Origin of the sequence: Romboutsia weinsteinii (assembly GCF_002250835.2) — a bacterium.
GTDB lineage: Bacteria > Bacillota > Clostridia > Peptostreptococcales > Peptostreptococcaceae > Romboutsia_A > Romboutsia_A weinsteinii.
In genome coordinates this window covers 46,059-72,600 of sequence record NZ_NOJY02000006.1, presented here as the reverse complement: position 1 = coordinate 72,600, position 26,542 = coordinate 46,059, and the positions used below count along the sequence as shown (strand labels likewise).

Below are 26,542 nucleotides of genomic sequence, written 5' to 3'. Positions count from 1 at the left end.
AAAACAGAAGGATGTACTATCCTTCTGTTTTAATATTAAAATAGGGTTAGTTTATTAGGAGATGAATATGAATAATTTAAATATAAATAATTGGATTATAAAACATAATTTAGAAACGCTTGATTATTATAGTGAGAGTGAAACTATATTTGCTCAAGCTAATGGATATTTTGGAACTAGGGGAACTTTGGAAGAAGGATGTAGTCAGGAAATTGAAGGAACTTTTGTAAATGCATTTTATGATACTGAAGAAATCGTATATGGAGAAGCTGCTTATGGTTATGCTAAGAATCGTCAGACTCAACTTTTAGTGCCAAACAGCAAAACAATATACATATCTATAGATGGTGAAGTTTTAGATGTTGAAAAATCAATAATAGAAAATCATAGCAGAGAGCTTGATCTAAAAACAGGAATAATAAATAGAAGCTTAAAATGGAGAACGAATACAGGTAAAGAGGTATTAATAAATACTGAAAGATTAATATCTATGGAGTATGAGAACTTGATGGCTATAAATTTAAGCTTAAAGCCTCTTAACTTTAGTGGAGAAATAAATATAAAATCAGGAATAAAAAGAGATAAATTAAATGATATAGATGAAAATGATCCTAGAGTTTCAGGTGAACTAAAATATAGCTTAAATATATATGATAAATACTGCGAGAAAGATTTAATTATAGCAAAATCTAAAACTAATAACTCTAATTTAGGACTTATAACATCTATTATAAATAAGGTTGATAATGTAATAGATAGAGAAATCGAAAAATCTGATGAATCTACAGATAACAATATTTATGAAAGTATTAATATTAAAGTAGTAGAAAATGAGGTTTGTAATCTAACAAAGTACTGTTATTATTACTTTGATAAACAAGATAGATTAGAAAATGAAATAGATCATAAGATAAAAGACTTTAGAGAATTATGTAAAAACAATTATGGGTATTACAAAGAATCACAAGAAAAATACTATAATAAGTTTTGGGAGAATTCAGATATAGTAATAGATGGAGATAATGAAATACAAGCAGCTATAAGATTTAATATATTCCACCTTATTCAATCAGTAGGAAAAAATGGAAAAACAAATATAGCAGCTAAAGGATTAACAGGAGATGGGTATGAAGGTCATTATTTCTGGGATACTGAAACTTATGTAATACCTCATTTTATATATACTAATCCTGATATTGCAAAAAAATTATTAGAATATAGATACTCGATACTAAGTAAAGCAAAAGATAGAGCAAAAGAAATGAGTTACAAAGGAGCTTTATATCCTTGGAGAACTATATGTGGAGAAGAGTCTTCAGCATATTACCCAGCAGGAACAGCGCAAATACATATAAATGCAGATATAATGTACTCTATAAAGAAGTACTATGAAGTTACTGAAGACCTAGAGTTTATGATAAGTAAAGGATTTGAAATGTTACTTGAAACATCAAGATTCTATGCAGATTACTCAGATTATATAGAGGGTAGAGGTTATTGTATCAATGGTGTTACTGGACCTGACGAATATTGTGCACTTGTAAATAACAACACTTATACAAATATGATGGTAAGATATCAACTTAAGTTTTTAGTGGATTTTATAGAATCATTGAAGGCAAATGATAAAAAGCTATATAATGATATATTATCTAAGTTTAATGTTAAAATTAAAGAAATTAAATTATTTGAAGATATATACAAAAATATGTACATACATTATGATGAGGAAAAGGGTCTAATAGGACAGGATGATGCATTCTTAAATAAAAAGGTCTGGGACTTTAAAAACACACCAAAGGAGAACTATCCACTATTATTAAACTACCATCCAATGGTAATATATAAGCATCAAGTTATTAAACAAGCGGACTTAATACTTTCAATGTTATTAATACCAGAAAACTTCACATATGAAGAAAAGAAGGCAAATTTTGATTATTATGAAAAGGTAACTACTCATGACTCATCATTATCTGAATGTATTCATGGAATAATAGCAAATGAACTTGGATATGAAGATATGAGTTATAAATTCTTTGAGAATACTGTAAAAACAGATTTATATGACTTACATAATAATGTGAAAAACGGGGTACATATAGCATCTATGGCAGGAAGCTGGCAATGTATAGTATTTGGATTTGGTGGAATGAGGCAAATTGATGGGGTGTTACATTTTAATCCAAGATTATGTGATAAGTTTAATAAGATAGAGTTTAAAATTAGATTTAAGGGAAGAGTTATAAAGGTATCTATAGAAAGAGATAAAACAGATTATCAACTAGTTAGTGGAAAAAATATAACTATAGTTAATAATGGGGAAGTTATAGAATTAGTAAAATTATTTTAGGGATAGTATTTAAGTAATGCCAAACCTTATAAAACATTAAATTAATAATATTTTATAAAGTTTGGTTATTTTTACATGTAAATAAAATAGCATCTTATGGAAAAAATATGGTAATTATGTGATATAATGTAAACAAATTATTAAATTCAAGGGAGGACTACTTATGGCTTTATTTGTAAGTAAAAAAGGTGCTAGGGGCGTTGGTAATGACATCGATAGAATAATAAGGGAGATAGATCAGATAACTCAATCAGATATAGATAGAACTTGTGATAAAATAGATGCGGAATTAAATTCTTGTGGAAGAGAGTTATCAAACTCTGTAAAAACATTAAGCCAAATAAAATCTTTATTAGATAGACTAGTTCAACAAGTAGGAGCGAATGCACCTGAACATATACAAGTCTTAGTGCAATCTATAGCACAAGAAATATCTTCAAAGGTATCTACATCTATAGATAACCAAGAAGAAGTTAGAAAAAATATTAAAGATGTAGATAAATACACAAATGAAATAGATTCATTAACAGATAAGATTGATGAGCTTACTAACCAAATCGATGTAATGACAGATAAGTTCCAAGGATAGTAGGTGGCATATATGATAAAAAACTTAGTAGATGACTTAAAATTAGCAGCAATGGATATGAAATCAGAAGTTAAAGATGTTATTCATGAGATGACAACTAAGCTACCAGAGACAGTACAAGCTGATTATTCAAATGCAGATAGACAAACTATCCCAGCTAGTGATTTAGAATATATGGGATCTGGTTGGAATACTATGCCTGCACAAGTAACTGCTAATAGAATTGATATGATAGCAGATAAGGTAAATTTTGTATCTGAGATGATTCAACAAGGTTTATTAGCATTTGATTCTATAGAAGTAGAATTACAAACATATGCAAGAGGTAACGTTCCACCACAGCCACAGCAATTATTGGCTTTAGCTTCAAGGGTAGATTCTAATCAAAAGCAAATTTTTATGGGGCTTCAGAAATTAAAAGAGCTATCTATGGAAATTGATAGAGCTACAGATAAATTACAAGGTGGAAATACAAATGGCTGGGGATCTAAAAATATAGGTGGTGGCTGGTAAGAAGAGTCACTCCAAATATTATATTTACATATATTATTATGAAATACAGATATAATTACCATAAATTGTAGAAAAAGCAGTGATGATTTAATAACTATTACTGCTTTTTCTATATAGATTATTATAAATTTGTAAGAAAAAATTTAAATAAATATATATGTTTTAAAAGAATATTAAAAAATATTGACAATTGTTTCCTGATTTTATATAATAATCTTAGAAAACGTTAACAAATATTAAAAAATATACAAATGAATATAAATGTATTTGGAGTGTTACTGATAATGCAGGCAAGACCAAATTTTATAAAACATTAAATTGATAATGTTTTATAAAGTTTGGTCTTTTTTACATGTTAATAAATAAATACTTTAATTTATACAATAAAGGGGCATGAAAATATTTATGAAAGTTACAAAAGTGATTAACAATAATGTTGTTTGTGCTTATAACGCAAATAATAAAGAAGTTGTTATTATGGGTAAAGGAATTGGATTTAAGGTAAAAGAAGGAGATGTTGTTAATAAAAAAAATATAGAAAAAATCTTCACGATGAATAGCCAATCAACAGTAGATAAACTAAAAGAGTTATTAGAAAATTTACCTATGGAGCATATCAAGGTATCTAATGAAATTATAAGTTATTCAAGGCGTACTCTAGGAAAAAGGCTCAACCAAAATATATACATTACATTAACTGATCATATAAGCTTTGCGGTACAAAGATACAAAGAAGGGATGCAGTTTTCAAATCCATTGTTATGGGAAGTAAAGCAATTTTATAAATCTGAATTTTTAATAGGAGAATATGCTATTAGATTAATTAAAGAACAACTTGGTGTAGATATGAGTGAGGATGAGGCGGCAAGTATTGCACTTCATATTGTAAATGCCGAGTACAATACAAATATGAAGGAAGCCCTAAAGATTACTACTTTAATAGGTGAAATATTAAATATTGTTACTGACTTATTTGAAATAGAGCTAGACAAGGAAAGTCTACATTATTCAAGGCTTGTTACTCATCTAAAGTTTCTAACGCAAAGATTATTTTTAAATGAGCAATTACAAAATAATGATGATATTTTAGCAGATATAATTAAGACTTCATATCCAAGTGAGTATGAATGTAGTTTAAAAATAAAAAATCATATAATAAACAAACATGGACATAGGATATCAGATGAAGAATTAGCATATCTAACTGTTCACATAAGAAGAATGACAGTGCTTTCAAATGAGATGAGCAAATAATATAAGATTGGAGTAAAGAGATGTTTAAGAAATTAAAAGAAAAGTTAAATAAGAAAGATAGCAATGCTTTAACAATAGGTTCTCCATTAGAGGGAGAAGTAGTTTCTATAAAAAAAGTTAATGATCCTACTTTTGCAGATGAGATGCTTGGAAAAGGTATGGCAATAAAACCTTCAAAGGGAAGAGTAGTTTCTCCGGTAGATGGTGAAATCGGTATGATATTTAAAACAAATCATGCGGTATCGATAACTAGTGAAGATGGTATAGAAATATTAATACATATAGGACTTGATACAGTTAAATTAGATGGAGAGCATTTTATATCACATATAAACTCAGGAGACAAAGTCAAAAAAGGAGATTTATTAATTGAATTCAATATAGAAAAAATTAATGAAGCTGGCTATGATACAATTACTCCAGTTGTTATCTGCAATAGTGATCAGTTTGAAGATATAAGAGGTAGTGAATCATTACAAGTAAATGAGCTAGATACTATAATCGATATTATAAAATAACAACTAATTAAATATTAAATCGATTACAAGAATTTATATTCTTTAAATAAAAATTATAAAATAAAGGGGGATGTTTCTTATGATGAAATTGTTTCAAAAGTTAGGAAAATCATTAATGCTTCCAGTTGCTTGTTTACCAGTAGCAAGTATATTTATGGGTATAGGTTATGCAATCGACCCAGGTGGATGGGGAGCAAACAGTGTATTTGCAGCATTCTTTATTAAGGCAGGTAGCGCTTTAATAGATAATATGGCAATATTATTTGCTATAGGTGTAGGTATAGGTATGTCTGATGACAACGATGGAACAGCAGGACTTGCTGGCCTTGTATCATGGCTTATAATTACAACATTACTATCAGTAGAATCAGTTGGTTTCTTAAAATCAATAGATGTAGCTGATGTTGCACCTGCATTTGGTAAGATTCAAAATCAATTTATAGGTATATTATCAGGTTTAATAGGTTCATATTGCTATAATAAATTTAAAGGTACAAAATTACCTGATGCATTATCTTTCTTCAGTGGTAAGCGATGTGTTGCTATGGTAACTGCAGCATTATCAGTTGTAGCTGCAGGTATATTATTCTTCGTATGGCCAACAGTTTATGATGCATTAGTATCTTTTGGTAAGTCTATAATATCTACTGGTTCAATAGGTGCTGGGATATATGCATTCTTCAATAGATTATTAATACCAACAGGTCTTCACCATGCGCTTAACTCAGTATTCTGGTTTGACGTTGCTGGAATCAATGATATAGGTAACTTCTGGGGAAGTATGGGAGAAGGTGTTAAAGGTGTAACTGGAATGTATATGACTGGATTCTTCCCAGTAATGATGTTTGGTTTACCAGCTGGAGCACTTGCAATGTATCATTCAGCAAAGAATAAGAAGAAAAAGCTTGCTTATGGATTATTATTAGCAGCTGCAGTATCTTCATTTGTAACTGGTGTTACAGAGCCATTAGAATTTGCATTCATGTTCTTAGCTCCACCGTTATACTTAATACATGCTATATTAACAGGTCTATCATCATTTATATGTGCTATGCTGCCAGTAAGAGCAGGATTTAACTTCAGTGCAGGTCTTATAGATTATGTATTAAGTTTCTCGGCTCCAATGGCATTAAATCCACTTTTATTACTGCCAATAGGGTTAGGATTTGGGGGACTTTACTATACAATATTCAGATTTGCAATAGTTAAATTTAATTTAAAAACTCCTGGTAGAGAAGATGATGATGAAGATATAGAGTTACAAGAAGTAGCTGTAACTTCAGATGGTAATAAATATACTAGAGTAGCAGAAACTATACTAAGAGGACTTGGTGGAAGTTCAAATGTAACTTCTATAGATAACTGTATAACAAGGCTTCGTTTAGAAGTAAAAGACCAATCTTTAGTTAACGAAAAGGTTATAAAGTCTGCAGGTATATCAGGTATAATAAGACCAGGTAAAACAAGTGTACAAATTGTAGTTGGAACACATGTACAATTTGTTGCTGACGAGTTTGAAAGGTTATGTCAATTAAATAAATAAGAGTTTTATAGGAATAAATATATTTTAGAGAATTATAAATATGTTAGATAATAAAAGGCGTAGTCAGTTGACTATGCCTTTTTATAAAGTAATTATATTTATTTTCTCAATTAAGATGTATTGTATATAAACTTATAAATTATATTAATCTAAAAGACTGTTAACTATATATTTGCTCTCTTTAGTAATATATACTCTATTTACTCTCTTAGTTAAACAACATAATATTTCATGGTCTATTGTTCCCATTTTACTTGATATATCACCTATTCTTATTCCATCGATGTCTCCTATTAAGATCACTTCATCTTCCATTTTTACATCAAGGTCTTCTGGTATTTCAACCATAGTTTGATCCATACAGATTCTTCCTATGATATTTAACAATCTACCACCTATGAATACTTGTGGATTTTTTTGAGTTCTAGGGAAGCCATCGGCATAACCTACTGGTAATGTTGCTATTTTTACGTCTTTATCTGCTGTGTATGTTCCAGCATAACTAACGCTAGTTCCTTTTTCTATAGTCTTTATATTACTTACCTTAGTTTTTAATTCTAGTGCAGTCTTTAAGCTTATCTCTCTGCTAATATCAGAAGATGGATAAGGACCATATAAAGATACTCCTAGTCTAACCATGTTAAAGTCACACTCTCTTAAATCTAAGATTGCAGCACTATTTGATACGTGCTTTATTGGTATATTTAAGTTAGCTTCTTCTAGAGCATTTATAACCTGGTTGTATTTACTTACTTGCTTATAAGTTGCTTCTTTATTTTCTTCATCTGATTTTGCAAAGTGAGTATATATACCTTCTATTATTAAGTTTTCTAACTCAAATATTTTTTTTATGTCTACTATAGACTGTTCATTTACTAAGAACCCTATTCTACTCATACCAGTATCAAGCTTTATGTGTATATAAGCTTTTTTATTGCTTTTTTTAGCTAATTCATCTATATTTGTAGCCATTTCTAAAGAGTATACAGTGATTCTTATATTATTGTCTATTGCATGTTGGATGCTACAACTATCTACATATCCCATACATAGAATAGGTTTTTTAATATTTGCTTTTACAAGGGCAAGACCTTCTTCTAATCTGGCTACAGAGAAGAAGTCTACATTTTCGTAATTATCTAGAAATTTAGATACTTCTATAGCTCCATGTCCATAACCATCTGCTTTTACAACACAACATAGTTTAGTATTTTTATTTAAAGCTTTTTTTACATTATCCACATTATATTTTATATTTTCTAAGTTTACCTCGGCCCATGTACTTGAGTTTATATTCATATCATATACCTCTACTTTCGATTGATGTCATTTAAATTAAGTTGGATTAAATAGTATTAATTTTTTATCGTAAAAAATTAATTTAACTGAATTCATACTAACATTTTCATTTGTTCGCGTCAATATAATTTTATTTAATAAGATAAAATTAAATTGGATTTAATTAAATTGCTAAATATTAGTTATATTGATATAATTGTGTAATGATAATTTAAAGAAAATAAATGAGGTAAACAATAAATGAATGAAATAGATATATCGAAAAATATTACTGAATACAGGAAGAGAAAAGAATTAACTATAAAAGAATTAGCTAGCCTAACAGGTGTAACGCCTTCTTTGCTTAGTCAAATAGAAAAAGGGACTGCTAATCCATCTATAAATACACTAAAGCAAATATCTAAAGCACTAGATATACCATTATTTAATTTCTTTATAAGTGATAAGTCAACTGAAGACTTAGTAGTTAGAAAGGGAAGTCGTAATAAAATAATGTTTGCAGAAGATGATAGTTTTGCTTATGAATTGTTAACTCCAAATTCACAAGGGTCTATAGAATTTATGCTTATGAAGATACCAGCAAGAGAGTCTTCTTCAAAGGAACTTTTTAGCCATAAGGGTGAAGAGGTTGCATATGTTATGAAAGGTTCTGTAAGTTTATATTTGATGAATTCTATTATTGAGCTAAACTGTGGAGACAGTGTGAAAATACCACCACATTCAAATCATAAATGGGAGAATAACACTGATGAAGACTGTGAGGTTATATTTGCAGTAACACCTCCATCATTTTAAATATATTGAGTAAGTCGATTAAAAAATTATAATTGTAAAGCTATATAAACTTAGCAATTGAAAATTACGAAAAAAGTATTGATTATATAATCAATGCTTTTTTTATTCTCTAATTATTTAAATTTGAGATGTTTCAGACATGTTGATATATATAAGGGAATTTTTGTTATATTTATTTAAATAATTTATTGACCATGTGGTCAATGAATGATACTATTTATAATTATAGACCACATGGTCAATCAAGGAGGATAAGTATGAAAGAAAAAGAGTCTTCTATAGATGCTAAAAAAAAGATACTTAATATAGCACTTGAAGAATTTGCACATAATGGATACCAAGCAACGTCTACCAATGTGATTTGTAAAAAAGCTGAAGTATCAAAAGGATTGCTTTATCATTATTATGGCTCGAAAGAAAACATGTATTTAGCTGTAGCTAGACACGTTATTTACAATTTTAAAGAAAATATAAAAATACATATACAAGATAGCAATAAGAAGGGTATCGATTATATAAGTGAATATTTTAATTCTAAGTTTGAATTCTTTGGAGAAAATCCACTGTACTCTAAGATTATTGTAAATCTAGTATTAAATAACACTATAGAAGATGCAAGAAAAATCGCTAATGAGTTTGAGGATTATAATAATACTCTATTATATGAAGTGATAAAAAGTATAGATTTTAATCCGAAGTTTGATAGAGAAAAAGCTTTTGAATTAATTCTAATGATAGGTTCAAAATTAGAAGAAAAACATATGAAAGATATAGAGTGTAAGGATAAGGACATTGTTATAGAAGAATTTAGAAGAGACCATAAGATAATGCTAGAAATGGTATTTGAAGGTATTGATAAATAAAAGGAGGACGTTTAAGTGATTAAAGGAATTATACTATTAGCTATATTTACAGTTATAGGATTAATAGTTGGAAAGTTAGTTTCAAAACTTCAGTTACCATCTATACTTGGATGGTTATTGACAGGTATGGTAATAGGGCCACATGCACTAAATTGGATGAATAGTAGCATAATGGATGCAGAGTGGTTTCATGTTTTAAGCAACATTGGAGAAGTTCTAGTAGGTATGCTAATAGGTACTGAATTAATACTTGAAGAACTTAAGAAGTCAGGAAAACAAATAGTGACTATATGCTTTTTTGAGGGTATGATAGCATTTATATTTGTTGCAGTTGCATTTTTCATATTTGCAGATGTTCCGATTTCTATAGCACTAGTATTTGGAGCAATTGCATTAGCAACAGCACCAGCACCATCTTTATCAATAGTTAAAGAGTATAATGCTAAGGGACCTGTTTCAAAAACTTTAATACCGCTTGCTGCATTAGATGATGTATTAGCTCTATTTGTATTTTTCTTAGTTATAGGAGTAGTCTCAGGAGCTATGACTGGTGAAAAAGTAAATATTATTTCTATATTAATGATGATAATATTACCACTAGCTATAGGAGCTGTTACAGGTATTATAGGTGCTAAAATATTACAAAATAAGAAACCTAAAGAAGTAACTGCATTTGCGGGTATTACAGAAGGTCAGATTTCATGTAATGAAAAGTCTAAGTTAGAAATTTTATTAAAACTTACATTACTAATAGCTATTACAGTTATTGTTGGTAGGTATGTAAATGACAATATACTATCAATAAATTTATTATTATCTGGTATATCATTTTCTGCTATTATCGCAAATATGGTTGGAAAAGAAAGATTGCATGAGATAATGGAAGTTGTTAACCCTATAATAGGTATAGCATTAGTTATAATGGTAATAAACTTAGGAGCACCACTAGATTATAACTTAATATTTGGTGCAGGACTTCTTACTGCTATATATATAATAGCTCGTGGCGTTGGTAAGATATTAGGTGCTTACACAGGTGGTAAGTTATCAAAAGCTGATGATAAAGTATGTAAGTACTTAGGGCTTTCTCTTTTACCACATTCAGGAGTATCGCTTATATTTACAGGAATAGCAGTTACAACTTTAACACCACTTGTACCAGAATATGCTACTATGATACAAGGAACTATTGCAGCAGCAGCTGTTATAAATGAGATTATAGCAGTATTTCTAGCTAAACAAGCTTTTAAGATGGCAGGAGAAATTAAAACAAATAAAGATTTAGATACAGAGAATGTAACTAATTAAAAAATAGAAATATATGATAACTAGTGTATAAGTAGAGGTTTAAATTTACTTATACACTTTTTTGTATACGAATGTATTATAACTTAACAAAAATTTTATACTAATATGTATATAATAAGTAGTAAAGTGTATTTAGGAGGACATAAGATGAGAATTTTAGTCGTAGAAGATGAAATAGATTTATTAGAAGCAATTGCAGAAGGATTAAGAATAGATGGATATGCAGTAGATACAAGTGATGATGGGGATGAAGGCTTAGAACTTGCACTTATAAATGATTATGACCTTATAATTCTTGATTTAAATTTACCTAATATAGATGGAATAGATATTTTAAAAAATATAAGAGAACATAATAAGTTAACAAAAATATTAATACTAACAGCTAGATCAGCAATAGAAGATAGAGTAAAAGGGCTTGATCTGGGAGCAAATGATTATTTAGTTAAACCCTTTCATTTTGATGAATTAGAAGCTAGAATAAGATGTTTACTTAGAATAAAATTTATACAAGAAGATAACGAACTTAAATATAAGCACTTAAAAATAGATATGAAATCAAGAAAAGTTTATGTAGATAATAATCCAATAAAGTTAACTAAAAAAGAATTTTCAATACTAGAATATTTAATGAAAAATATAAATAAAGTAATTAGCCAAGAGGAGCTAATAGAGCATGTTTGGGATAATAGTGTTGATATGTTTAGTAACTCTGTAAGGGTTCATATTAATGCCTTAAGAAAAAAGTTAAAAGAAAATTTAGATTATGAAGTGATAAAAAATGTTGCTAGTGTGGGGTATATAATAGAAGCATTGGAGGAAGAAAATTAATGAAATTTAATTTATCCTTAAGACTTAAGGTAACCTTTATAAACACAATAGTACTTATACTTTGTAGTGTAATACTGACTATAGGAACATCACTTTCAGCAGTAAGGTCTATTGATTTACTAAGCCAATTTTCACCAACAGAAAGTGCAGCAAGTACAATTCCATCTATTCCAAATAAAAATAATATGTTGAAAGATGCAACAGTAATAGAAGCAAAGAGTTTAACCCAAGCTACGAGTGTAGCAAAAGGGAATATAGTAATGACAAGTACATTTTGTATGATAGTAGTTATAATTTTAGGGGGAATAATAACTTATTTAACAACAAAAAAATCATTAGAAGGTGTTAAAAATTTAAGTGATGAAATAAAAGATATAAGTGAGCATAATTTATCTAAAAAAATAAAAGAAGAAGGTGCAGATGACGAAATAAAAGACTTAACTAAATCTTTTAACAATATGTTATCTAGAATAGAAGATGCATTTGAAAGTCAAAAACAGTTTTCAGCAAATGTAGCTCATGAGCTTAGAACACCTTTGGCAGTTATACAAATGAAAATAGATGTTTTTAAGAAGAGGAAAGAGTATACTATTGAAGATTATGAAAAATTAATTGAAATAGTAGAAAAAAACAACAATAGATTATCAAAGGTAGTTGAGGAATTGCTTAGCATTTGTAATAAAGATGAGATAGAGCGTAGTGATAAAATCAAATTCAGTAAAATACTGAAATCTATTACAGACGAGCTTAAAGAAGTTGCATCTAATAAAAATATTGATATAAGTATTGTAGAAGATATAGACGGTAATCGTAAGGAGTTTTATGGAAATGAGCAGCTTTTATATAGAGCACTTTATAATTTAATAGAAAATAGTATCAAGTACAATAATGAAAATGGATATGTAAAAATTTATTTAAAAGAAGACAATAATTTTATAAATATAGATATTGAAGATAGTGGAATAGGAATAAAAAAAGAAGATTATGAAAATATATTTAAGCCTTTTTACAGAGTAGATAAATCTCGTTCTAGGAAAATTGGTGGTTCAGGATTAGGGCTTTCAATTGTAAAGACTGTAATACAACAGCATAATGGAACTATTGGAGTTGAAAGCAATGAGTTTGGAAGCAAATTTACTATAAAAATCCCATACAAATAATTTTTCTTAACAAAAATTTTATATCCTTTTGAGTATTATTAAGTTGTAAATTAAAATAATTATAAGATGAAAGGATATAAATATGAAAAAAACATTAATTTTAGGTTTAGTATTATGTGTAAGTTTAGGGATAACGGCTTGTAGTAAGACTAATAGAGAAGAGGAAGAGTCAATAATTAAGCAAGAGGAGCCGAGTGGAGAAAAGTATCTTACAGAAGAAGAAATGAAAGAAATAGGTGAACAGCAGAATAAAGATATGAATGAAAATATAAAATATAAATTTGCAAAAATAAAAAATGTAGACGGTACCAAAATAGAAGCAGAATTTGTAAACACTCCAGATGGATATAATGATAAGGGGTATAACGAAGATTTAGACCTAGATACATCAAATCTTAAAGAAACTGGAAAAACAGATAGTATTGAGTTGATAGGAGTAGCCACAAACCTTTCAGATTTTAACGATTTAAAAGAGGGTTTATTTGTTAGAATAGGGGTTTATGAAAATGATTCAGATAAAAGTGAATCTGTACTTGAAGAAGGAACAATTATGAGTGTAGATATTATTTAATTTTAAGCTATGAAAATTAAGAACTAATTTTCATAGCTTTTTTTATTTTAATAATTTATCTAAGTAAATTAAATTTTTCTTAACAAAAACTTTATACCCATTTTAGTATAGTTAGCTTATAAGAAAGCAGCAGAGAAAATGGAGGGAGCGTATGAAAGCTAAAAAGAAGCTAGTAGCATTAATAGTAGGAATTTGTGTCGTTGGTGGCTCTATATTACTAATTATGAAACCAAAGCAAGAGGAAGAAGTAAAAAGAGAAAGAGAACACACAGTAGTGGTTGATGATATAACCGTGGGAATCGACGGAGGTGGAGCTGCTAAATTAGAAGAAGTTGAACATAACTTTAAAATAAGTGGAACTATTGAAGAAATTTATGTGAGTAAAGGTCAAAAAATACAAAAAGGTGATAAGATAGCCAAAATATCAGATAAACAAATTAACTCGCAAATAGAAGAACTAAAAATAGAGCAAAAAAGTAAATCTGAAAATATAAATCAATTAAAAGAACAAAAGAAAAATTCACCTGATGATATATCCCTAGACTCACAAATAAGGACTGCTCAAGGTGAGTTAGATATAGTAAATAAAAAAATAAAAAACTTACAGTCAGACTTAAACAACTTATATATATATGCAAAGATAGATGGAGTAGTTCTAGATATAGGATATGAACAAGAAGCAGAAGCAACACCATCAAAGGCAGTTGCAGTAATAGGAAATGAAGAGAAAGTTTATATAGATGTTTTACTTCCACAAACAGAGATTGTAAGCATAAAGGAAAATCAAGAGGTTAAGGTAACCTTCGAAACTTATCCAGATATTGAAGTTAAAGGAATCGTAGAAGAAAAAAGTTATATAAGCTCAGGCGAAGGTGAGGATGTTGATTATAAAGTAAGGGCAAAGCTTGATATTGAGGACTTAGAAATATATCAAGGAATGACGGCTGAAGTTAAATTTATAATAAAAAATAAAGAAGATGTAGTACAAGTTCCAAATAAAGCTATAAAACTAAAAGATAATAAACAAATAGTTAAAGTAAAAGAAAATGAGCAAATAAAAGAAGTAGAAGTAAAGACTGGTTTTTCTGATGGAAGTGTTACAGAAATCTTAGAGGGATTACAAGAAGGCCAAACTGTAGTAGAGGAAAGGTAGGTAAGAAGCTTTGAAATTCTCAGAGATACTTAATATTACATTGATAAATTTAATAGAAAATAAGTTTAAAGTAATTCTTACCTCACTTGGAATTATAGTAGGAGCAGCAACTATTATAATGGTAATTGCAATTGGTAAGGGTGGAGAAGAGGAAGTAAAAAAACAATTTGCAGGGTTAAGTGCAGGAAGTATTTATATAAATGTTGATTTTACAAATCCAAATATAGATATTAAAAAAATCCCTAAATTAGATGAGGAGAAGATGGAAATAGTCTTAGAGGATTCAAAAAATATAAGTAATGTAGCTTTAAATATATCAGGAAGTGCTTCGGTAAAAATACTTGGAAAAGACGACTATGAGCCAATAGTAGGGGTTACAGATGAATTTGATGATATAAATAATTTCAAAATACAATTTGGAGAAGGTTTAAATGAAGAACATCAAAATAAAAGTGAAAAAGTATGTGTACTAGGGGTAAACGTAGCAGAAAAACATTTTGCAAATGCTGAAGGTGCTGTAGGAAAAAAAATAAAAATAAGTGGAAAGACTTATACAGTCATAGGCATTTTAGAAAGAAAAGGTGATGGAATACAGGGAATAAGTCCAGACCAAAGTATTTTTATACCTTACTCAACAGGATATAAGTATGTACTTGATAAGAAATATACTATACCTCAAGGAATTGCACTAGTTAAAGATATAAATAAAGTTGAAGATGGAATGAGAGATGTTAAGGATTCTCTAGATTACATTTTTGATGATGAAGCAAGTAACTATATGGTTGAAGATGCAGGGAGTAAAATAGAAGCAGCCTTAGCATCAGCAAAAACTATGAACATATTATTAATGTCAGTTGCAACAATTGTTTTTATAGTTGGTGGTATAGGGATAATGAATGTATTGTTTGTAACGGTAAAAGAAAGAACTAAGGAAATAGGCATATTGAAAGCACTAGGAAGTTCAAGTAGAGATATATTAATTCAATTCTTACTTGAATCTGTATTAATAAGTAGTGTTGGAGGTATCTTGGGAATTGTATTAAGTTATTTATTAATGCCATTAACAAAGTACTTAGGAGTACCAGTTTTATTTACTATAGATGGAAAGATAATTGCACTATTATTTGCAATGATAACAGGAACAGTGTTTGGATTCTATCCAGCATACCAAGCATCAAAATTAAAGCCAGTAGAAGCTTTAAGTTATGAATAAATAAAATAAAAGGAGAAAATATTATGAAAAAACCAGTATTATTAGGATTAGCTATATCATTAGCATTAGGAGTTACAGCTTGTAGTTCACAAGACAAAGGACAAGGAAGTAATGAATCTTCAGTAAGTAGTCAACAGAATGGTCAAAATGATGACTCTAAGAATGACGCAAATAAAAAAGAATCAACAAATAAAGAAGAAAAGTTTATCTATGGAAAAGTAAAAAGTGTAGTAGGAAATGAAATAGAGTTTGAGCTAGCAAAGGACCCAGGTACTCAAATAGAAGGTGAAGAAAAAGAAGAAAATAAAGGTGAAACTAAAGAAGAAACACCTGCAGCAACTTTGACTCCATCTATGGAAGCTAAACCAGGAGAAGATCAAAAAGTTTCAGTTGGAGAAATAGAAAAAAATAAGCCTTTAGTAGAATTAGAATTTACAGGAGATACTAAAACTATAACAATACCAACAGGTGTAAATATAAGCATATTATCAGGTAGAAGTGGGGAAGGACTAACAGCTATAAAAGAAGGTACTTATTTACAAATATCCGTGGATGATGATAAATCAGAAAACCCGAACATACTATCAGTAAACGTGATTTCATAGGAAAAAACAATGAATAATATAATAGAGCTTAGAAATGTAAATAAATTTTATAATTTAGGAAGTGAAAAACTTCATGTATTAAAAAGTATTAGTTTTAATGTGGAAAATGGAGAATTTATATCTATACTAGGACCTTCAGGCTCTGGGAAATCAACACTTATGAATATTATAGGATGTATGGATAATTTAGATGATGGAAGTTATATCTTAGATGATAAGGACATAAGTACTTCAAATGATGATGATTTAGCTTTGATTAGAAATGAAAAAATAGGCTTTATATTTCAAAAGTATCATCTAATACCTAAGTATAGTGTTATTCAAAATGTAATGATGCCCTTATTAATAAGAGGTGTAAGCAGAGAAGTTTCAAGGGAAAAAGCATTAGATAAATTAAAATTAGTAGGATTAGAAGACAGGATAAAACATAAACCAAATGAACTGTCAGGGGGGCAACAACAAAGGGTTGCAATAGCCAGAGCATTAGTTTCAAGCCCAAAAGTATTATTAGCAGATGAGCCAACTGGTGCACTAGATTCAGAAACCGGAAAAGAAGTATTAGCCCTATTTAAAGAGTTAAATAATCAGGGAAATACTATTATTATGATAACTCATGATAAGAATGTTGCTAGTTATAGTGATAGAACCATAAGTATTATAGATGGGAATATTGTACTTTAGGGGTTTAGTGTAATGATAATTAAATGATAAAAGATGTGTAAAGTAGAAATAAAATGGACCCTATATAAATAGTCACTATCTTCTCACGTGACTATTATATAGGGTCTATTTTACTAGTTCTGGATATTTTATTTTTTATTAATTAAAATATTATGATAAAGCTATTAATTCTATTTCAACTAAGCAATCCATAGGTAATCTACTAACTTCTACACAGCTTCTTCCAGGGCATTCCTCTGTAAAGAATTCTTTATAAACATCATTTACATCATTAAAGTCATTTAGATCATTTACAAATACAGTTACTTTTAGAGTGTTGTTTAAATTACTTCCGCATGATTCTAATATTGAGCTTAAGTTTTTTAATGTTTGCCTAGTTTGTTCTTTAACACCCTCAGCCAACTTTCCGCTTTCTGGTATTAAACCTATTTGTCCAGCAGTAAAAATAAAATCTCCAACTTTTACACCATGAGAGTAAGGACCAAGAGCAGCAGGAGCGTTTTTAGCAACAATAATTTCTTTCTTTAACATAATGATTTCCCCCTAAAATACTTATTTTATAATTATTACATTAAGTAAAATATTTAATTTATAATAAATCGTATCAATAGATCATATTTATTATTGTTTATCTAGTATCATTAAATCTTTAGGAAACTTAGTTAGAATTTCATTACCACCCTTTGTAATAAGGACAGTATCTTCAATTCTGACTCCACCCCATCCTGGGAAGTATATACCAGGCTCCATTGTGATTATACAACCTTCTTTAATAGTTTTAGTACCATAGTTACCTAAGAATGGTTCTTCATGTAAATCTCTACCAACACCGTGACCTAGTCCTCTGTAGTAATTATCTTCATATTTTTTTACTACTTCCCTTATTTTAGTATCAGGATGTGTAGCATGAACTCCAGGTTTCATATTTTCAAGACCTACAAGTTGAGCTTCTTTTACTAAATTATATAATTCCAATTGTCTTTCATTAGCACTTCCTATTATAAAAGTCCTTGTAGTATCAGAAATATATCCATTGTAATTTGCACCATAGTCTATGATTAGGAGATCTCCATTTTCAAGAACTTTATCACTAGGTTTTCCATGAAGAAGAGATGTTTTAGTTCCAGAAACTAAAATAGTATCGAATCCAACTTGATTAGCTCCGTTGATTTTCATAAAATATTCTAGCTTAGCAGCTAATTCACTTTCTGTGACACCTATCTTTATATGAGGAATCAATTCTTCTAGAGATTTGTCAGCTATCATACAAGCTTTTTTTGTATTATCAATTTCATCTTGTGTTTTTATGTATCTTAATTCTTCTACTATATTTTCTGAAGGTATTAGGTGTATACCCTCAGGTTCCAACTCACATTTTAAGGTATTATAATTATCAAATATTATATTATTTTTCTCAAAACCTAATTTTTTTATATTAGTTTTAATACATACTTCTTTTAGAGTTTTAGGTATGCTTCTATCAAATAGATGCCAATTAATTATTTCAAAATCTTTACATAAACTTTCTGCAAGTTCTATGTATCTAGTATCTGTTATAACAAAGTTTCCGTATTTGGATATAAGAGCATAGGCTTCTTCATCTGTATATCCAGTTATATAATTTACATTAGATGGATTTGTTAAGTATATAGCATCTAAATTATTATCTTTTAATAAATTAACAACTTTTTCCAATCTATTCATATTAACGTTTTCCTCCTGATAATTTTAATTTGCCATTTCTTCTAACTTTCTATTAAGAATAATTAATAAAATACCTATGATAACAAGGAAAGAAGGTATAAGTATAAACACTTGTAAAATACCCATTTTATCTATGATAAGTTGAACATATCCAGAAAGCTTATTTGCAAAGAATGTAGATGCAAACCATACTCCCATTAAAAGAGAAGAGTATTTTTCTGGAGCTAATTTATTTACCATACCATAGCCAACAGGAGCAAAACACATTTCTCCTATACCCTGTAAAGTTAGGAATCCTACAAGCCATAACAGACTAGCCTTTTGAACTGTAGTATCACCATACCCGCTTTGCATTACAGATCCTATCATAAATAAAAATCCACCTGCTAAGAATATAAATCCTAAGCTCATTTTAAGTGGAATACTTAAGTCACCACGTTTAGTTTTTGATAATCTTAACCAGATAGCAGCCATTATAGGGCCAAGTATTACGCATAGAAGTCCATTGTAAGAGTCTATCCAAGATGTTGGAACTACAAAATTTCCAATTGAAGAATTAATATGTTCTTGAGTGTATAGTGCTATAGACATAGATGCTTGATTATAAGCCATCCAGAAGAATATTGTAAAGAATGCTAGAGTGATTATAACCATCATTCTTTGTCTTTCTTTTTTACTTAAAGGTTTTGATGCTATTTGATTTTTATACTCCAAAGAGTCTTTTGAGTTTTCTTTACTAGAATTATTATTTTCATTGCAGAACTTGTTTTGGCCAAGTAGAAATACTATAAATCCTATAAATGTAACTATAGCTGAAACCAAGAATACATATTTGTACCCATATACCAACATTTCAGCACCATTTTTTTGTGCGAACCATTCGTTAGCAACAAGCCCGCATAATAAAGGTCCAAAGAAAACACCTATATTAGTAAATGTATAAGCAATAGAGAATGCACCATCTTTTCTAGGGTCATCATTAGCATATAAATTACCAATTAAAGTTTGCAAATTTCCTTTGTAAAAACCAGGTCCTATTACGCATAATAAAATCATTATATAAACCATAAGTTTACTTGTGATAAAGAACCCTACAAGATACCCGATAGAAGTTATCAAAAGACCTATAGCTACACATTTTTTAGGACCCAAGAATCTGTCACTAATCCAACCTCCAACTATTGGAGATAAGTATGACCATGCCATAAGAGAAGCCATTATTATAGTAGCCTCTGAAGATGTTAGTCCTAATCCTCCTTTTGTAGGTTGCTCAGCTAAAAATAGCAATAAAACTAACTTCATACCATAGTATGAAAAGCCAACAAAACTTAGCATAGATCCACAAAAATATAAGTCTTTAGGTTGTTTTATTTTTTGTAGATTGGCTGCATTTCCCATAAATAATCCCCCTTAGTAAATTAAAATAAATGATTAGTATATCATGTAGGTAACTACTAATATAGATTGTAGTTATAAAGTAAAATATGTGCAACTATAAATTAAAAAAGAAACCGAAGTTCAGATCATAAGAGTACAGGTTATTTATATAAAAAATTAAATATAAAAGATTATTTTGAAATTAAATATAAAAGATTATTTTGAAAATATATAGTAAAAATATACCTTGAGAAATATGTTGAAAGTTTTTGGAAATTATATACAATAGTTACTAAAGGGGTATATTAAAAATACAACTTAATAAAGTATTTATTAAATTTTGATAAAATATAGGGGGGAGATTAAATGCTATTATTAAATAAAAATGACATTAAAAATATTTTTACAATGAGAGACGCTATTGAAGCTGACAAAGAGGCGTTTAGAATATATACAGAAGGTAGAAGTGTTGTTCCACTAAGAACTAATATACCTGCCACTAAATATGAAGGAAGTATGCTGTTTATGCCAGGATATATTGAAGATTTAGATTGTGCAGGTATAAAGATAGTATCAGTATTTCCTAAAAACATTAATAAAGGTAAGCCTGTAACACCGGCTACAGTTTTACTACTAGATGGAACTACAGGAGAAGTTTGCTCAATTTTAGATGGAACATATGTGACTCAACTTAGAACAGGAGCTGCATCAGGAGCAGCTATAGATGTTTTAGCACGAAAGGATGCAAAAAAAGGGGCTCTTATAGGCACTGGAGGTCAAGCGTGTACTCAATTAGAAGCTATGGTTGAAGCTAGGAATCTTGAAGAGGTGTATATATTTGACCTTGATGAGAATAGGACAAAAGCTTTTGTTGAAGAGATGCAGGAGGAACTTAAACATTATAATACTAAGTTTAGAGTAGCAAAAACATCTGATGAGGCTATAGATGATGCAGATGTAATAATTACTGTTACCACTTCTAGAAGACCGGTGTTTGATGGAAATAAAGTTAAAAAAGGGGCTACAATAAGTGCTGTTGGATCATATCTACCTGTTATGCAGGAACTAGATCCTGTAGCTTTAACTCGTGCAAGTAAAATATTCTTTGAATCTACAGAAGCAGTTTTATCAGAGTCGGGTGATATATTAAATCCATTAAAAGATGGTAGCATAACTAAAAATGATTTTAGTGGAGAGCTTGGAGACGTAATTAGTGGTAAAATTTTAGGAAGAGAAAATGATGATGAAATCATAGTTTTTAAAACTGTTGGTATAGCTGTTCAGGATGTAGTCACTGCAAAGAAAATTTATGATAAAGCAGTAGAAAAAGGTATAGGAATAGAGTGGTAAAAAAAGGGGGGACTAACCAAAATGAAAGATGTAAATGATAGAAGCTATTGGAGTGCGCCTAATGGAGCACATAGAAGGGTTATGTACAAAGGGTCAGGGTTTAGTGACAAAGATATAAAAACAAAGTTTCATGTAGGAATAGCAAATGCATTTATGGAGGGGTCTCCAGGAGCAGCACATTTAAGAACAATAACAGAATCTATAAAGCAAGGCGTATGGGAAGCAGGAGGTATGCCTGTAGAATTTGGTATACCATGTACTTGCGGAAATGTAAGTAATGGTGCGGAAGAATTAAAATACGAGTTAGTAGGTAGGGATATTGTATCTATGTCTATAGAATTTGTTGCAAATGTCCATCATTTTGATGCATTAATATTAGTTGCATCATGTGATAATATAATAGCTGGAACATATTTAGCAGCAGCTAGATTAGATTTGCCAACACTTGTTGTAACTGGTGGTCCAATGATGCCAGGTGTGTACAAGGGTAAAAAAGTTCTTGCTCCAGACGTAGATGTAGCTATACTATCTGGTGATGATAAGGATTTATCTGATATGGAGGAATGTGTTTGTCCTAGCTTTGGGGCTTGTTCAGTAATGGGAACTGCAAATACTATGCAAATACTAGGAGAATGTTTAAATTTAGTATTACCAGGAACAGGAACTATACCTGCAGCAGACTTAATAAAGCTTAGGTCTGCAAGAGATGCAGGAAGGTATATAGTAGATTTAATAAATAAAGGTTTAACTCCAAGTAAGTTAATAACAAAAGAAACACTATTAAATACTATAATGGTTGATATGGCAATAGGAGGCTCTACAAATGCTGTTCTTCACATACTAGCAATAGCTAGAGATTTAGATATCAATATTACACTTGATGACTTTGATAGATTGAGTGAAGAGATCAAGTGTATTTGCGGAGTAAGACCAAGTGGACCCTATAATGTAGTGGATCTTCATAATGTAGGTGGAGTACCTGCAGTTATGAAAATGATAGAAAATAAATTACATAAAGATGTACCGACTTTATTAGGAAATAGTTGGAACGATATTTTAGAAAACACGATAGTAGAGTCAAGTGATGTACTAAGAACTTTAGACAATCCTCTTCACAAAGAAGCTGGACTTAAAGTATTAAAAGGTAACCTAGCTCCAAAAGGAGCAATAATAAGACCAAGTGGCGTATACGAAGAAATGAAGCACTTTAGAGGTGTTGCGAAAGTATATTCAAATGACTTCGAAGCCTTAGAAGCTATACAAAGTGGTAAAATAGTACCAGGAGATGTTATAGTTATAAGATATGAAGGATGTAAGGGAGCTCCTGGAATGAAAGAGGTTATGCTTTCTACTGATGCACTAGTGGCTTATGGATTAGAACAGAGTGTTGGACTTGTAACTGATGCAAGATTCTCGGGCTTTAATTACGGTGCGATAGTAGGACATGTTTGCCCTGAGGCTTATGATGGGGGACCAATAGCGCTAGTTGAAGATGGAGATATGATTGTTGTTGATGTAAATAATGGTGTGGTTGAAATTGAATTAACAGATGAAGAGTTAGAAGAAAGACATAATAGATGGGTTAGACCAGAGCCGAAAGTTAAAAAAGGTGTATTAGCAGTTTATGCAAGTACTTGTAGAACTGCTGATGAAGGTGGAGCAATGCAGACTTGGTAATTTTCAGGTTTAGAAAGGTGCGGAATGTATATGCAGGAAAAAATAAATTTATTAAATAAAATTGGTCTTACAGATTCAGAATCGAAGGTATATCTTGCATTACTTAAAAATGGAAGTTTGTCAGGGTATGAAGCGAGTAAAGTTTCTACAGTTCCGAGATCAAAGGTATATAATGTTTTAGAAGGTTTAATAAATAAAGGATTTATAGTATTCTCGGAAAATGGCAATGGAAATGCTTACTCTGCTATTCCAATAGAAGAGATTAGTAAAAACTTAAAGCATGAAATGGAAGATACATTAGACAAGATAGAAGAGCAGTTGAAAGACTATGATACAAAAGTAGATTTAGAATATATTTGGCATATAAAAGAGTATAAAAATGTATTTGATAAGTGCAGAAATATAATAAAAAATACTAAAAAAGAATTATACTTACAAATTTGGGAAGAAGATATAGAACAAATTATAGATGATCTAAAAGAGTTAGAATCTAAAGGAATAAATCTTGGCGTTATTTATTATAGTAGCTCAGAAGATTCTAAGGTAGATTTGAAATCATATTATAGGCATGGTTTAGCACAAGAAAAATATGAAGAAATGGGCGGACGATGGATAACTGTAGTATCTGATTCTAGAGAAGTTATATTTGGTCAAATTATAAATAAAAATTCAGTTGAGGTAATTTGGACGGAAAGTAAGCCAATGATATTTATGGCTAAAGAGTATGTTAAACATGATATGTATTTTTATAAGAGTGTTAGTATATTCAGGGAAAGTATGCAAAGAGAGCTAGGAGAAGAATATGCAAAGATTCGTGATATATTTTAATAAAGTTATCTTTCCATAAAGATAAAAAGGGTTGTTTCAAAATAGATTCTATAAATAAAATTAATTTTGAAACAACTTTATTTCTGCTTAATAATAGGTAATATTAACTATATATTTATTTAAGTAATGAAATACCCTTATTGTAGTACTCATCCATCATATCTTTTGGCACCATACTTCCACCAGTTGCCCAGGCAATATGATTTATATTTTCTATTTTATTTTCAAGATTGTTATCTCTTAAATATTTTTTACCTTCTTCTGAAGTAAGGATATTTATAATTCCTGGAACACCAGCAAGTGCTGAAGGTTCTAAGAATATCTTCTCACTATCAGCCATTTTAGTTAACAATCTATACATATTTTCATCACTAACTGAGTAGCATCCACTCATTAATTTTTCAAGTGTCTTACCAACAAATCCAGAAGCTCTACCAACTGCTAAACCATCAGCAGCAGTTACATTGTCTATTCCAAAGTCTTGAACAGATACAGTATCATGTTCACCAGTCATACATCCTATCATCATACATGGAGAGTGTGTTGGCTCTGCAAAGAAGAAGTGTACATTATCTTTGTATAAAAGCTTAAGTCCAAAAGCAACTCCACCAGGACCACCGCCAACTCCACATGGTAGATATACAAATAATGGATTATTATCATCAACAACTACACCCATTTTCTTTAATTGATTATCTAATCTCTTAGCAGCAACAGAGTATCCTAAAAATAAGTTTTTAGAATTTTCATCATCTACAAAGTAGCTATTAGCATCTGATTCAGCTTGTTTTCTACCTTCTTCAACAGCCTTACTGTAATCAGATTCATATTCTATGACTTCTACACCTCTGCTTCTTAGTAAGTCCTTTTTCCATTGTCTTGCATCTGCTGACATATGAACCGTAACTTTAAATCCAAGTTTAGCACTCATTATGCCTATACTTAAACCTAAATTTCCAGTTGACCCAACCACTACAGAGTAATTAGAGAAGAAGGCTCTAACTTCATCACTATCTAATTTTTCGTAATTGTCTTCTATAGTAATTATATTGTTTTCTAAAGCTAAGTCTTCAGCGTGTTTTAAAACTTCATAGATCCCACCTCTAGCTTTTATTGATCCAGATACTTTAAGATGACTATCGCACTTCAATAAAAGATTTCCTGGAAGATGTTCACCGCATATTTCTTCTAATTTAGCTTTCATATTGTCTATTTTAACTGTTGGAGATTCTATTATTCCGTTTTCTGGTTTTGTTTCTGGGAATACTTTTGCTATGTATGGAGCAAATCTATTTAATCTTTTCTCCGCATCAAGTACATCATCTTGTGAAAGAGAAACGTTTTTCATTCCTTCAACAAAGTTACTATGATTAGGATTTATCCATAATGATTCCTTTAAATCTATTATTTCTTTTAATAATGGATACTCATTTATCCAAGTCGATATTTCTTTGCCTAATACTTTTGAATTAATCATATTTAACCATCCTTATCTTTTTATTAAAAAAATTATTTGCTAAAACTGATAAATATATTACTAATTATTAAATAACATTTAAAATATATTGATTAAATTAAATATTATTTATATTTTGATAAAATGTTAACATATTTTATCAATAACGTCAATTATATTTAATTATTTTTAGCTTAATTAAATATAATTTAACTGAATTGCACAATATATGCTATATTGATATAATTATCTAAAAGATAATTAAAAATACATAGGGTGAGGTAGTTTATAAATGAGTGAATTAGATATATCAAAAAATATCACTGAATATAGAAAGAGCAAAGAACTAACGATTAAGGAATTAGCTAATTTAGCTGGAGTTACACCATCTTTACTAAGTCAAATAGAAAAAGGAAGTGCGAATCCATCTATTAATACACTAAAGCAAATATCTAAAGCCTTAGACATACCAGTATTTAATTTTTTCATAAATGATGCTGGGACTGAAGATTTAGTAGTTAGAAAAGATAGTCGTAAAAAAATAATGTTTGCTGAAGATGATAGCTTTGCCTATGAACTTTTAACACCAAACACAAAAGGATCTATTGAGTTTCTACTTATGAAAATACCACCTAAAAAATCATCTTCAAAGGAGCTTTTTAGTCATAAAGGTGAAGAGGTTGCCTATGTGATAAAAGGTTCTGTTAGCCTTTATTTAATGAATGATATAGTTGAATTAAATTGTGGAGATAGTGTTAAAATACCTCCACATTCAAATCATAAGTGGGAAAATATATCTGACATAGATTGTGAAATAATATTTGCAGTTACACCACCATCTTTCTAAATTATATACAAGAGAAAAGAGTACTTGATATTATATATAAAAAAATATAATATT

The 26,542-nt window shown here is 29.5% G+C and carries 25 protein-coding genes; 20 read left to right on the top strand and 5 right to left on the bottom strand.

What is annotated here, in order from left to right:
- The first annotated feature begins 67 nt into the window (after positions 1 to 67).
- The 6 genes from CHL78_RS04910 to nagE all read left to right on the top strand — a co-directional run bounded on the left by CHL78_RS04910 (position 68) and on the right by nagE (position 6,770).
- Positions 68 to 2,353, top strand: a complete 2,286-nt coding sequence (locus tag CHL78_RS04910; RefSeq protein WP_158540631.1) for a glycoside hydrolase family 65 protein — start codon at positions 68 to 70, stop codon at positions 2,351 to 2,353.
- A gap of 163 nt (positions 2,354 to 2,516) precedes the next feature.
- Positions 2,517 to 2,942, top strand: a complete 426-nt coding sequence (locus CHL78_RS04905; RefSeq protein ID WP_094366358.1) for a hypothetical protein — start codon at positions 2,517 to 2,519, stop codon at positions 2,940 to 2,942.
- A gap of 12 nt (positions 2,943 to 2,954) precedes the next feature.
- A complete protein-coding gene (locus CHL78_RS04900) occupies positions 2,955 to 3,455 on the top strand; it encodes a hypothetical protein (RefSeq protein WP_094366359.1) in 501 nt (166 codons plus the stop codon).
- Positions 3,456 to 3,860: 405 nt separating this feature from the next.
- Positions 3,861 to 4,709 carry a BglG family transcription antiterminator LicT gene (licT, locus tag CHL78_RS04895; RefSeq protein WP_094366360.1) on the top strand — a complete coding sequence of 283 codons (849 nt, stop codon included), beginning with the start codon at positions 3,861 to 3,863 and terminating at the stop codon, positions 4,707 to 4,709.
- 20 nt (positions 4,710 to 4,729) lie between these two features.
- Complete coding sequence (locus CHL78_RS04890) at positions 4,730 to 5,227, top strand: PTS sugar transporter subunit IIA (protein WP_094366361.1); 498 nt, start codon at positions 4,730 to 4,732, stop codon at positions 5,225 to 5,227.
- Between the two features lie 79 nt (positions 5,228 to 5,306).
- Positions 5,307 to 6,770, top strand: coding sequence for an N-acetylglucosamine-specific PTS transporter subunit IIBC (gene nagE / locus CHL78_RS04885; RefSeq protein WP_094366362.1), 1,464 nt, complete (start codon positions 5,307 to 5,309; stop codon positions 6,768 to 6,770).
- Positions 6,771 to 6,914: 144 nt separating this feature from the next.
- Here nagE and alr read toward each other — a convergent pair whose 3' ends face one another.
- Positions 6,915 to 8,069, bottom strand: a complete 1,155-nt coding sequence (gene alr, locus CHL78_RS04880; RefSeq protein ID WP_094366363.1) for an alanine racemase — start codon at positions 8,067 to 8,069, stop codon at positions 6,915 to 6,917.
- 240 nt (positions 8,070 to 8,309) lie between these two features.
- On the opposite strand from alr, the gene CHL78_RS04875 reads away from it, so the two are divergent.
- From CHL78_RS04875 to CHL78_RS04830, 10 genes are all read left to right on the top strand, one after another.
- Complete coding sequence (locus tag CHL78_RS04875; protein WP_094366364.1) at positions 8,310 to 8,864, top strand: helix-turn-helix domain-containing protein; 555 nt, start codon at positions 8,310 to 8,312, stop codon at positions 8,862 to 8,864.
- 257 nt (positions 8,865 to 9,121) lie between these two features.
- Entirely contained in the window at positions 9,122 to 9,727 is a 606-nt protein-coding gene (locus CHL78_RS04870) for a TetR/AcrR family transcriptional regulator (RefSeq protein ID WP_158540630.1), read from the top strand.
- A 15-nt stretch (positions 9,728 to 9,742) separates the two neighbouring features.
- On the top strand, positions 9,743 to 11,035 hold the full coding sequence (locus CHL78_RS04865; RefSeq protein ID WP_094366366.1) for a cation:proton antiporter: 1,293 nt from the start codon (positions 9,743 to 9,745) through the stop codon (positions 11,033 to 11,035).
- 147 nt (positions 11,036 to 11,182) lie between these two features.
- Positions 11,183 to 11,866 carry a response regulator transcription factor gene (locus CHL78_RS04860; RefSeq protein ID WP_094366367.1) on the top strand — a complete coding sequence of 228 codons (684 nt, stop codon included), beginning with the start codon at positions 11,183 to 11,185 and terminating at the stop codon, positions 11,864 to 11,866.
- Entirely contained in the window at positions 11,866 to 13,026 is a 1,161-nt protein-coding gene (locus CHL78_RS04855) for a HAMP domain-containing sensor histidine kinase (protein ID WP_094366368.1), read from the top strand. Before CHL78_RS04860 ends, CHL78_RS04855 begins: the two co-directional genes overlap by 1 nt.
- 82 nt (positions 13,027 to 13,108) lie before the next feature.
- Positions 13,109 to 13,597, top strand: coding sequence for a hypothetical protein (locus tag CHL78_RS04850; protein WP_094366369.1), 489 nt, complete (start codon positions 13,109 to 13,111; stop codon positions 13,595 to 13,597).
- 151 nt (positions 13,598 to 13,748) lie between these two features.
- Positions 13,749 to 14,750 (top strand): efflux RND transporter periplasmic adaptor subunit, encoded by a 1,002-nt coding sequence (locus tag CHL78_RS04845; RefSeq protein ID WP_094366370.1) that lies wholly within the window; start codon positions 13,749 to 13,751, stop codon positions 14,748 to 14,750.
- A gap of 10 nt (positions 14,751 to 14,760) precedes the next feature.
- A complete protein-coding gene (locus tag CHL78_RS04840; protein WP_094366371.1) occupies positions 14,761 to 15,963 on the top strand; it encodes an ABC transporter permease in 1,203 nt (400 codons plus the stop codon).
- A 23-nt stretch (positions 15,964 to 15,986) separates the two neighbouring features.
- Positions 15,987 to 16,568 (top strand): hypothetical protein, encoded by a 582-nt coding sequence (locus CHL78_RS04835; protein WP_094366372.1) that lies wholly within the window; start codon positions 15,987 to 15,989, stop codon positions 16,566 to 16,568.
- Between the two features lie 9 nt (positions 16,569 to 16,577).
- Positions 16,578 to 17,249, top strand: coding sequence for an ABC transporter ATP-binding protein (locus CHL78_RS04830; protein ID WP_094366373.1), 672 nt, complete (start codon positions 16,578 to 16,580; stop codon positions 17,247 to 17,249).
- A gap of 150 nt (positions 17,250 to 17,399) precedes the next feature.
- On the opposite strand, the gene CHL78_RS04825 is transcribed toward CHL78_RS04830, so the two are convergent.
- From CHL78_RS04825 to CHL78_RS04815, 3 genes are all read right to left on the bottom strand, one after another.
- Entirely contained in the window at positions 17,400 to 17,780 is a 381-nt protein-coding gene (locus CHL78_RS04825; RefSeq protein ID WP_094366374.1) for a RidA family protein, read from the bottom strand.
- Between the two features lie 90 nt (positions 17,781 to 17,870).
- The gene (locus tag CHL78_RS04820) at positions 17,871 to 18,953 is read right to left on the bottom strand and encodes a M24 family metallopeptidase (protein WP_094366375.1); all 1,083 of its coding nucleotides are present in this window, start codon (positions 18,951 to 18,953) and stop codon (positions 17,871 to 17,873) included.
- Positions 18,954 to 18,977: 24 nt separating this feature from the next.
- On the bottom strand, positions 18,978 to 20,351 hold the full coding sequence (locus tag CHL78_RS04815; protein WP_094366376.1) for a peptide MFS transporter: 1,374 nt from the start codon (positions 20,349 to 20,351) through the stop codon (positions 18,978 to 18,980).
- A 345-nt stretch (positions 20,352 to 20,696) separates the two neighbouring features.
- Between CHL78_RS04815 and CHL78_RS04810 the strand changes: the two genes are divergently transcribed.
- From CHL78_RS04810 to CHL78_RS04800, 3 genes are read left to right on the top strand one after another with little or no spacing between them, the layout of a single operon-like run.
- On the top strand, positions 20,697 to 21,680 hold the full coding sequence (locus CHL78_RS04810) for an ornithine cyclodeaminase family protein (RefSeq protein WP_094366377.1): 984 nt from the start codon (positions 20,697 to 20,699) through the stop codon (positions 21,678 to 21,680).
- A 21-nt stretch (positions 21,681 to 21,701) separates the two neighbouring features.
- On the top strand, positions 21,702 to 23,357 hold the full coding sequence (gene ilvD / locus CHL78_RS04805) for a dihydroxy-acid dehydratase (protein WP_094366378.1): 1,656 nt from the start codon (positions 21,702 to 21,704) through the stop codon (positions 23,355 to 23,357).
- A 30-nt stretch (positions 23,358 to 23,387) separates the two neighbouring features.
- A complete protein-coding gene (locus CHL78_RS04800) occupies positions 23,388 to 24,185 on the top strand; it encodes a TrmB family transcriptional regulator (RefSeq protein WP_094366379.1) in 798 nt (265 codons plus the stop codon).
- Positions 24,186 to 24,300: 115 nt separating this feature from the next.
- Here CHL78_RS04800 and CHL78_RS04795 read toward each other — a convergent pair whose 3' ends face one another.
- Positions 24,301 to 25,662: a D-serine ammonia-lyase gene (locus CHL78_RS04795; RefSeq protein WP_094366380.1), complete on the bottom strand. Its 1,362-nt coding sequence runs from the start codon at positions 25,660 to 25,662 to the stop codon at positions 24,301 to 24,303.
- Positions 25,663 to 25,933: 271 nt separating this feature from the next.
- On the opposite strand from CHL78_RS04795, the gene CHL78_RS04790 reads away from it, so the two are divergent.
- The gene (locus CHL78_RS04790; RefSeq protein ID WP_094366381.1) at positions 25,934 to 26,488 is read left to right on the top strand and encodes a helix-turn-helix domain-containing protein; all 555 of its coding nucleotides are present in this window, start codon (positions 25,934 to 25,936) and stop codon (positions 26,486 to 26,488) included.
- Positions 26,489 to 26,542 lie beyond the last annotated feature (54 nt).

What these genes read in the sequence shown, in the direction of transcription:
- CHL78_RS04800 (WP_094366379.1), top strand. Translation starts at nt 23,388, where the DNA reads ATGCAGGAAAAAATAAATTTATTAAATAAAATTGGTCTTACAGATTCA.
- ilvD (WP_094366378.1), top strand. Translation starts at nt 21,702, where the DNA reads ATGAAAGATGTAAATGATAGAAGCTATTGGAGTGCGCCTAATGGAGCA.
- CHL78_RS04875 (WP_094366364.1), top strand. Translation starts at nt 8,310, where the DNA reads ATGAATGAAATAGATATATCGAAAAATATTACTGAATACAGGAAGAGA.
- nagE (WP_094366362.1), top strand. Translation starts at nt 5,307, where the DNA reads ATGATGAAATTGTTTCAAAAGTTAGGAAAATCATTAATGCTTCCAGTT.
- CHL78_RS04835 (WP_094366372.1), top strand. Translation starts at nt 15,987, where the DNA reads ATGAAAAAACCAGTATTATTAGGATTAGCTATATCATTAGCATTAGGA.
- alr (WP_094366363.1), bottom strand. Translation starts at nt 8,069, where the DNA reads ATGAATATAAACTCAAGTACATGGGCCGAGGTAAACTTAGAAAATATA.
- CHL78_RS04795 (WP_094366380.1), bottom strand. Translation starts at nt 25,662, where the DNA reads ATGATTAATTCAAAAGTATTAGGCAAAGAAATATCGACTTGGATAAAT.
- CHL78_RS04825 (WP_094366374.1), bottom strand. Translation starts at nt 17,780, where the DNA reads ATGTTAAAGAAAGAAATTATTGTTGCTAAAAACGCTCCTGCTGCTCTT.
- CHL78_RS04830 (WP_094366373.1), top strand. Translation starts at nt 16,578, where the DNA reads ATGAATAATATAATAGAGCTTAGAAATGTAAATAAATTTTATAATTTA.
- CHL78_RS04790 (WP_094366381.1), top strand. Translation starts at nt 25,934, where the DNA reads ATGAGTGAATTAGATATATCAAAAAATATCACTGAATATAGAAAGAGC.
- CHL78_RS04905 (WP_094366358.1), top strand. Translation starts at nt 2,517, where the DNA reads ATGGCTTTATTTGTAAGTAAAAAAGGTGCTAGGGGCGTTGGTAATGAC.
- CHL78_RS04820 (WP_094366375.1), bottom strand. Translation starts at nt 18,953, where the DNA reads ATGAATAGATTGGAAAAAGTTGTTAATTTATTAAAAGATAATAATTTA.
- CHL78_RS04870 (WP_158540630.1), top strand. Translation starts at nt 9,122, where the DNA reads ATGAAAGAAAAAGAGTCTTCTATAGATGCTAAAAAAAAGATACTTAAT.
- CHL78_RS04855 (WP_094366368.1), top strand. Translation starts at nt 11,866, where the DNA reads ATGAAATTTAATTTATCCTTAAGACTTAAGGTAACCTTTATAAACACA.
- CHL78_RS04900 (WP_094366359.1), top strand. Translation starts at nt 2,955, where the DNA reads ATGATAAAAAACTTAGTAGATGACTTAAAATTAGCAGCAATGGATATG.
- CHL78_RS04890 (WP_094366361.1), top strand. Translation starts at nt 4,730, where the DNA reads ATGTTTAAGAAATTAAAAGAAAAGTTAAATAAGAAAGATAGCAATGCT.
- CHL78_RS04815 (WP_094366376.1), bottom strand. Translation starts at nt 20,351, where the DNA reads ATGGGAAATGCAGCCAATCTACAAAAAATAAAACAACCTAAAGACTTA.
- CHL78_RS04860 (WP_094366367.1), top strand. Translation starts at nt 11,183, where the DNA reads ATGAGAATTTTAGTCGTAGAAGATGAAATAGATTTATTAGAAGCAATT.
- licT (WP_094366360.1), top strand. Translation starts at nt 3,861, where the DNA reads ATGAAAGTTACAAAAGTGATTAACAATAATGTTGTTTGTGCTTATAAC.
- CHL78_RS04910 (WP_158540631.1), top strand. Translation starts at nt 68, where the DNA reads ATGAATAATTTAAATATAAATAATTGGATTATAAAACATAATTTAGAA.
- CHL78_RS04810 (WP_094366377.1), top strand. Translation starts at nt 20,697, where the DNA reads ATGCTATTATTAAATAAAAATGACATTAAAAATATTTTTACAATGAGA.
- CHL78_RS04850 (WP_094366369.1), top strand. Translation starts at nt 13,109, where the DNA reads ATGAAAAAAACATTAATTTTAGGTTTAGTATTATGTGTAAGTTTAGGG.
- CHL78_RS04845 (WP_094366370.1), top strand. Translation starts at nt 13,749, where the DNA reads ATGAAAGCTAAAAAGAAGCTAGTAGCATTAATAGTAGGAATTTGTGTC.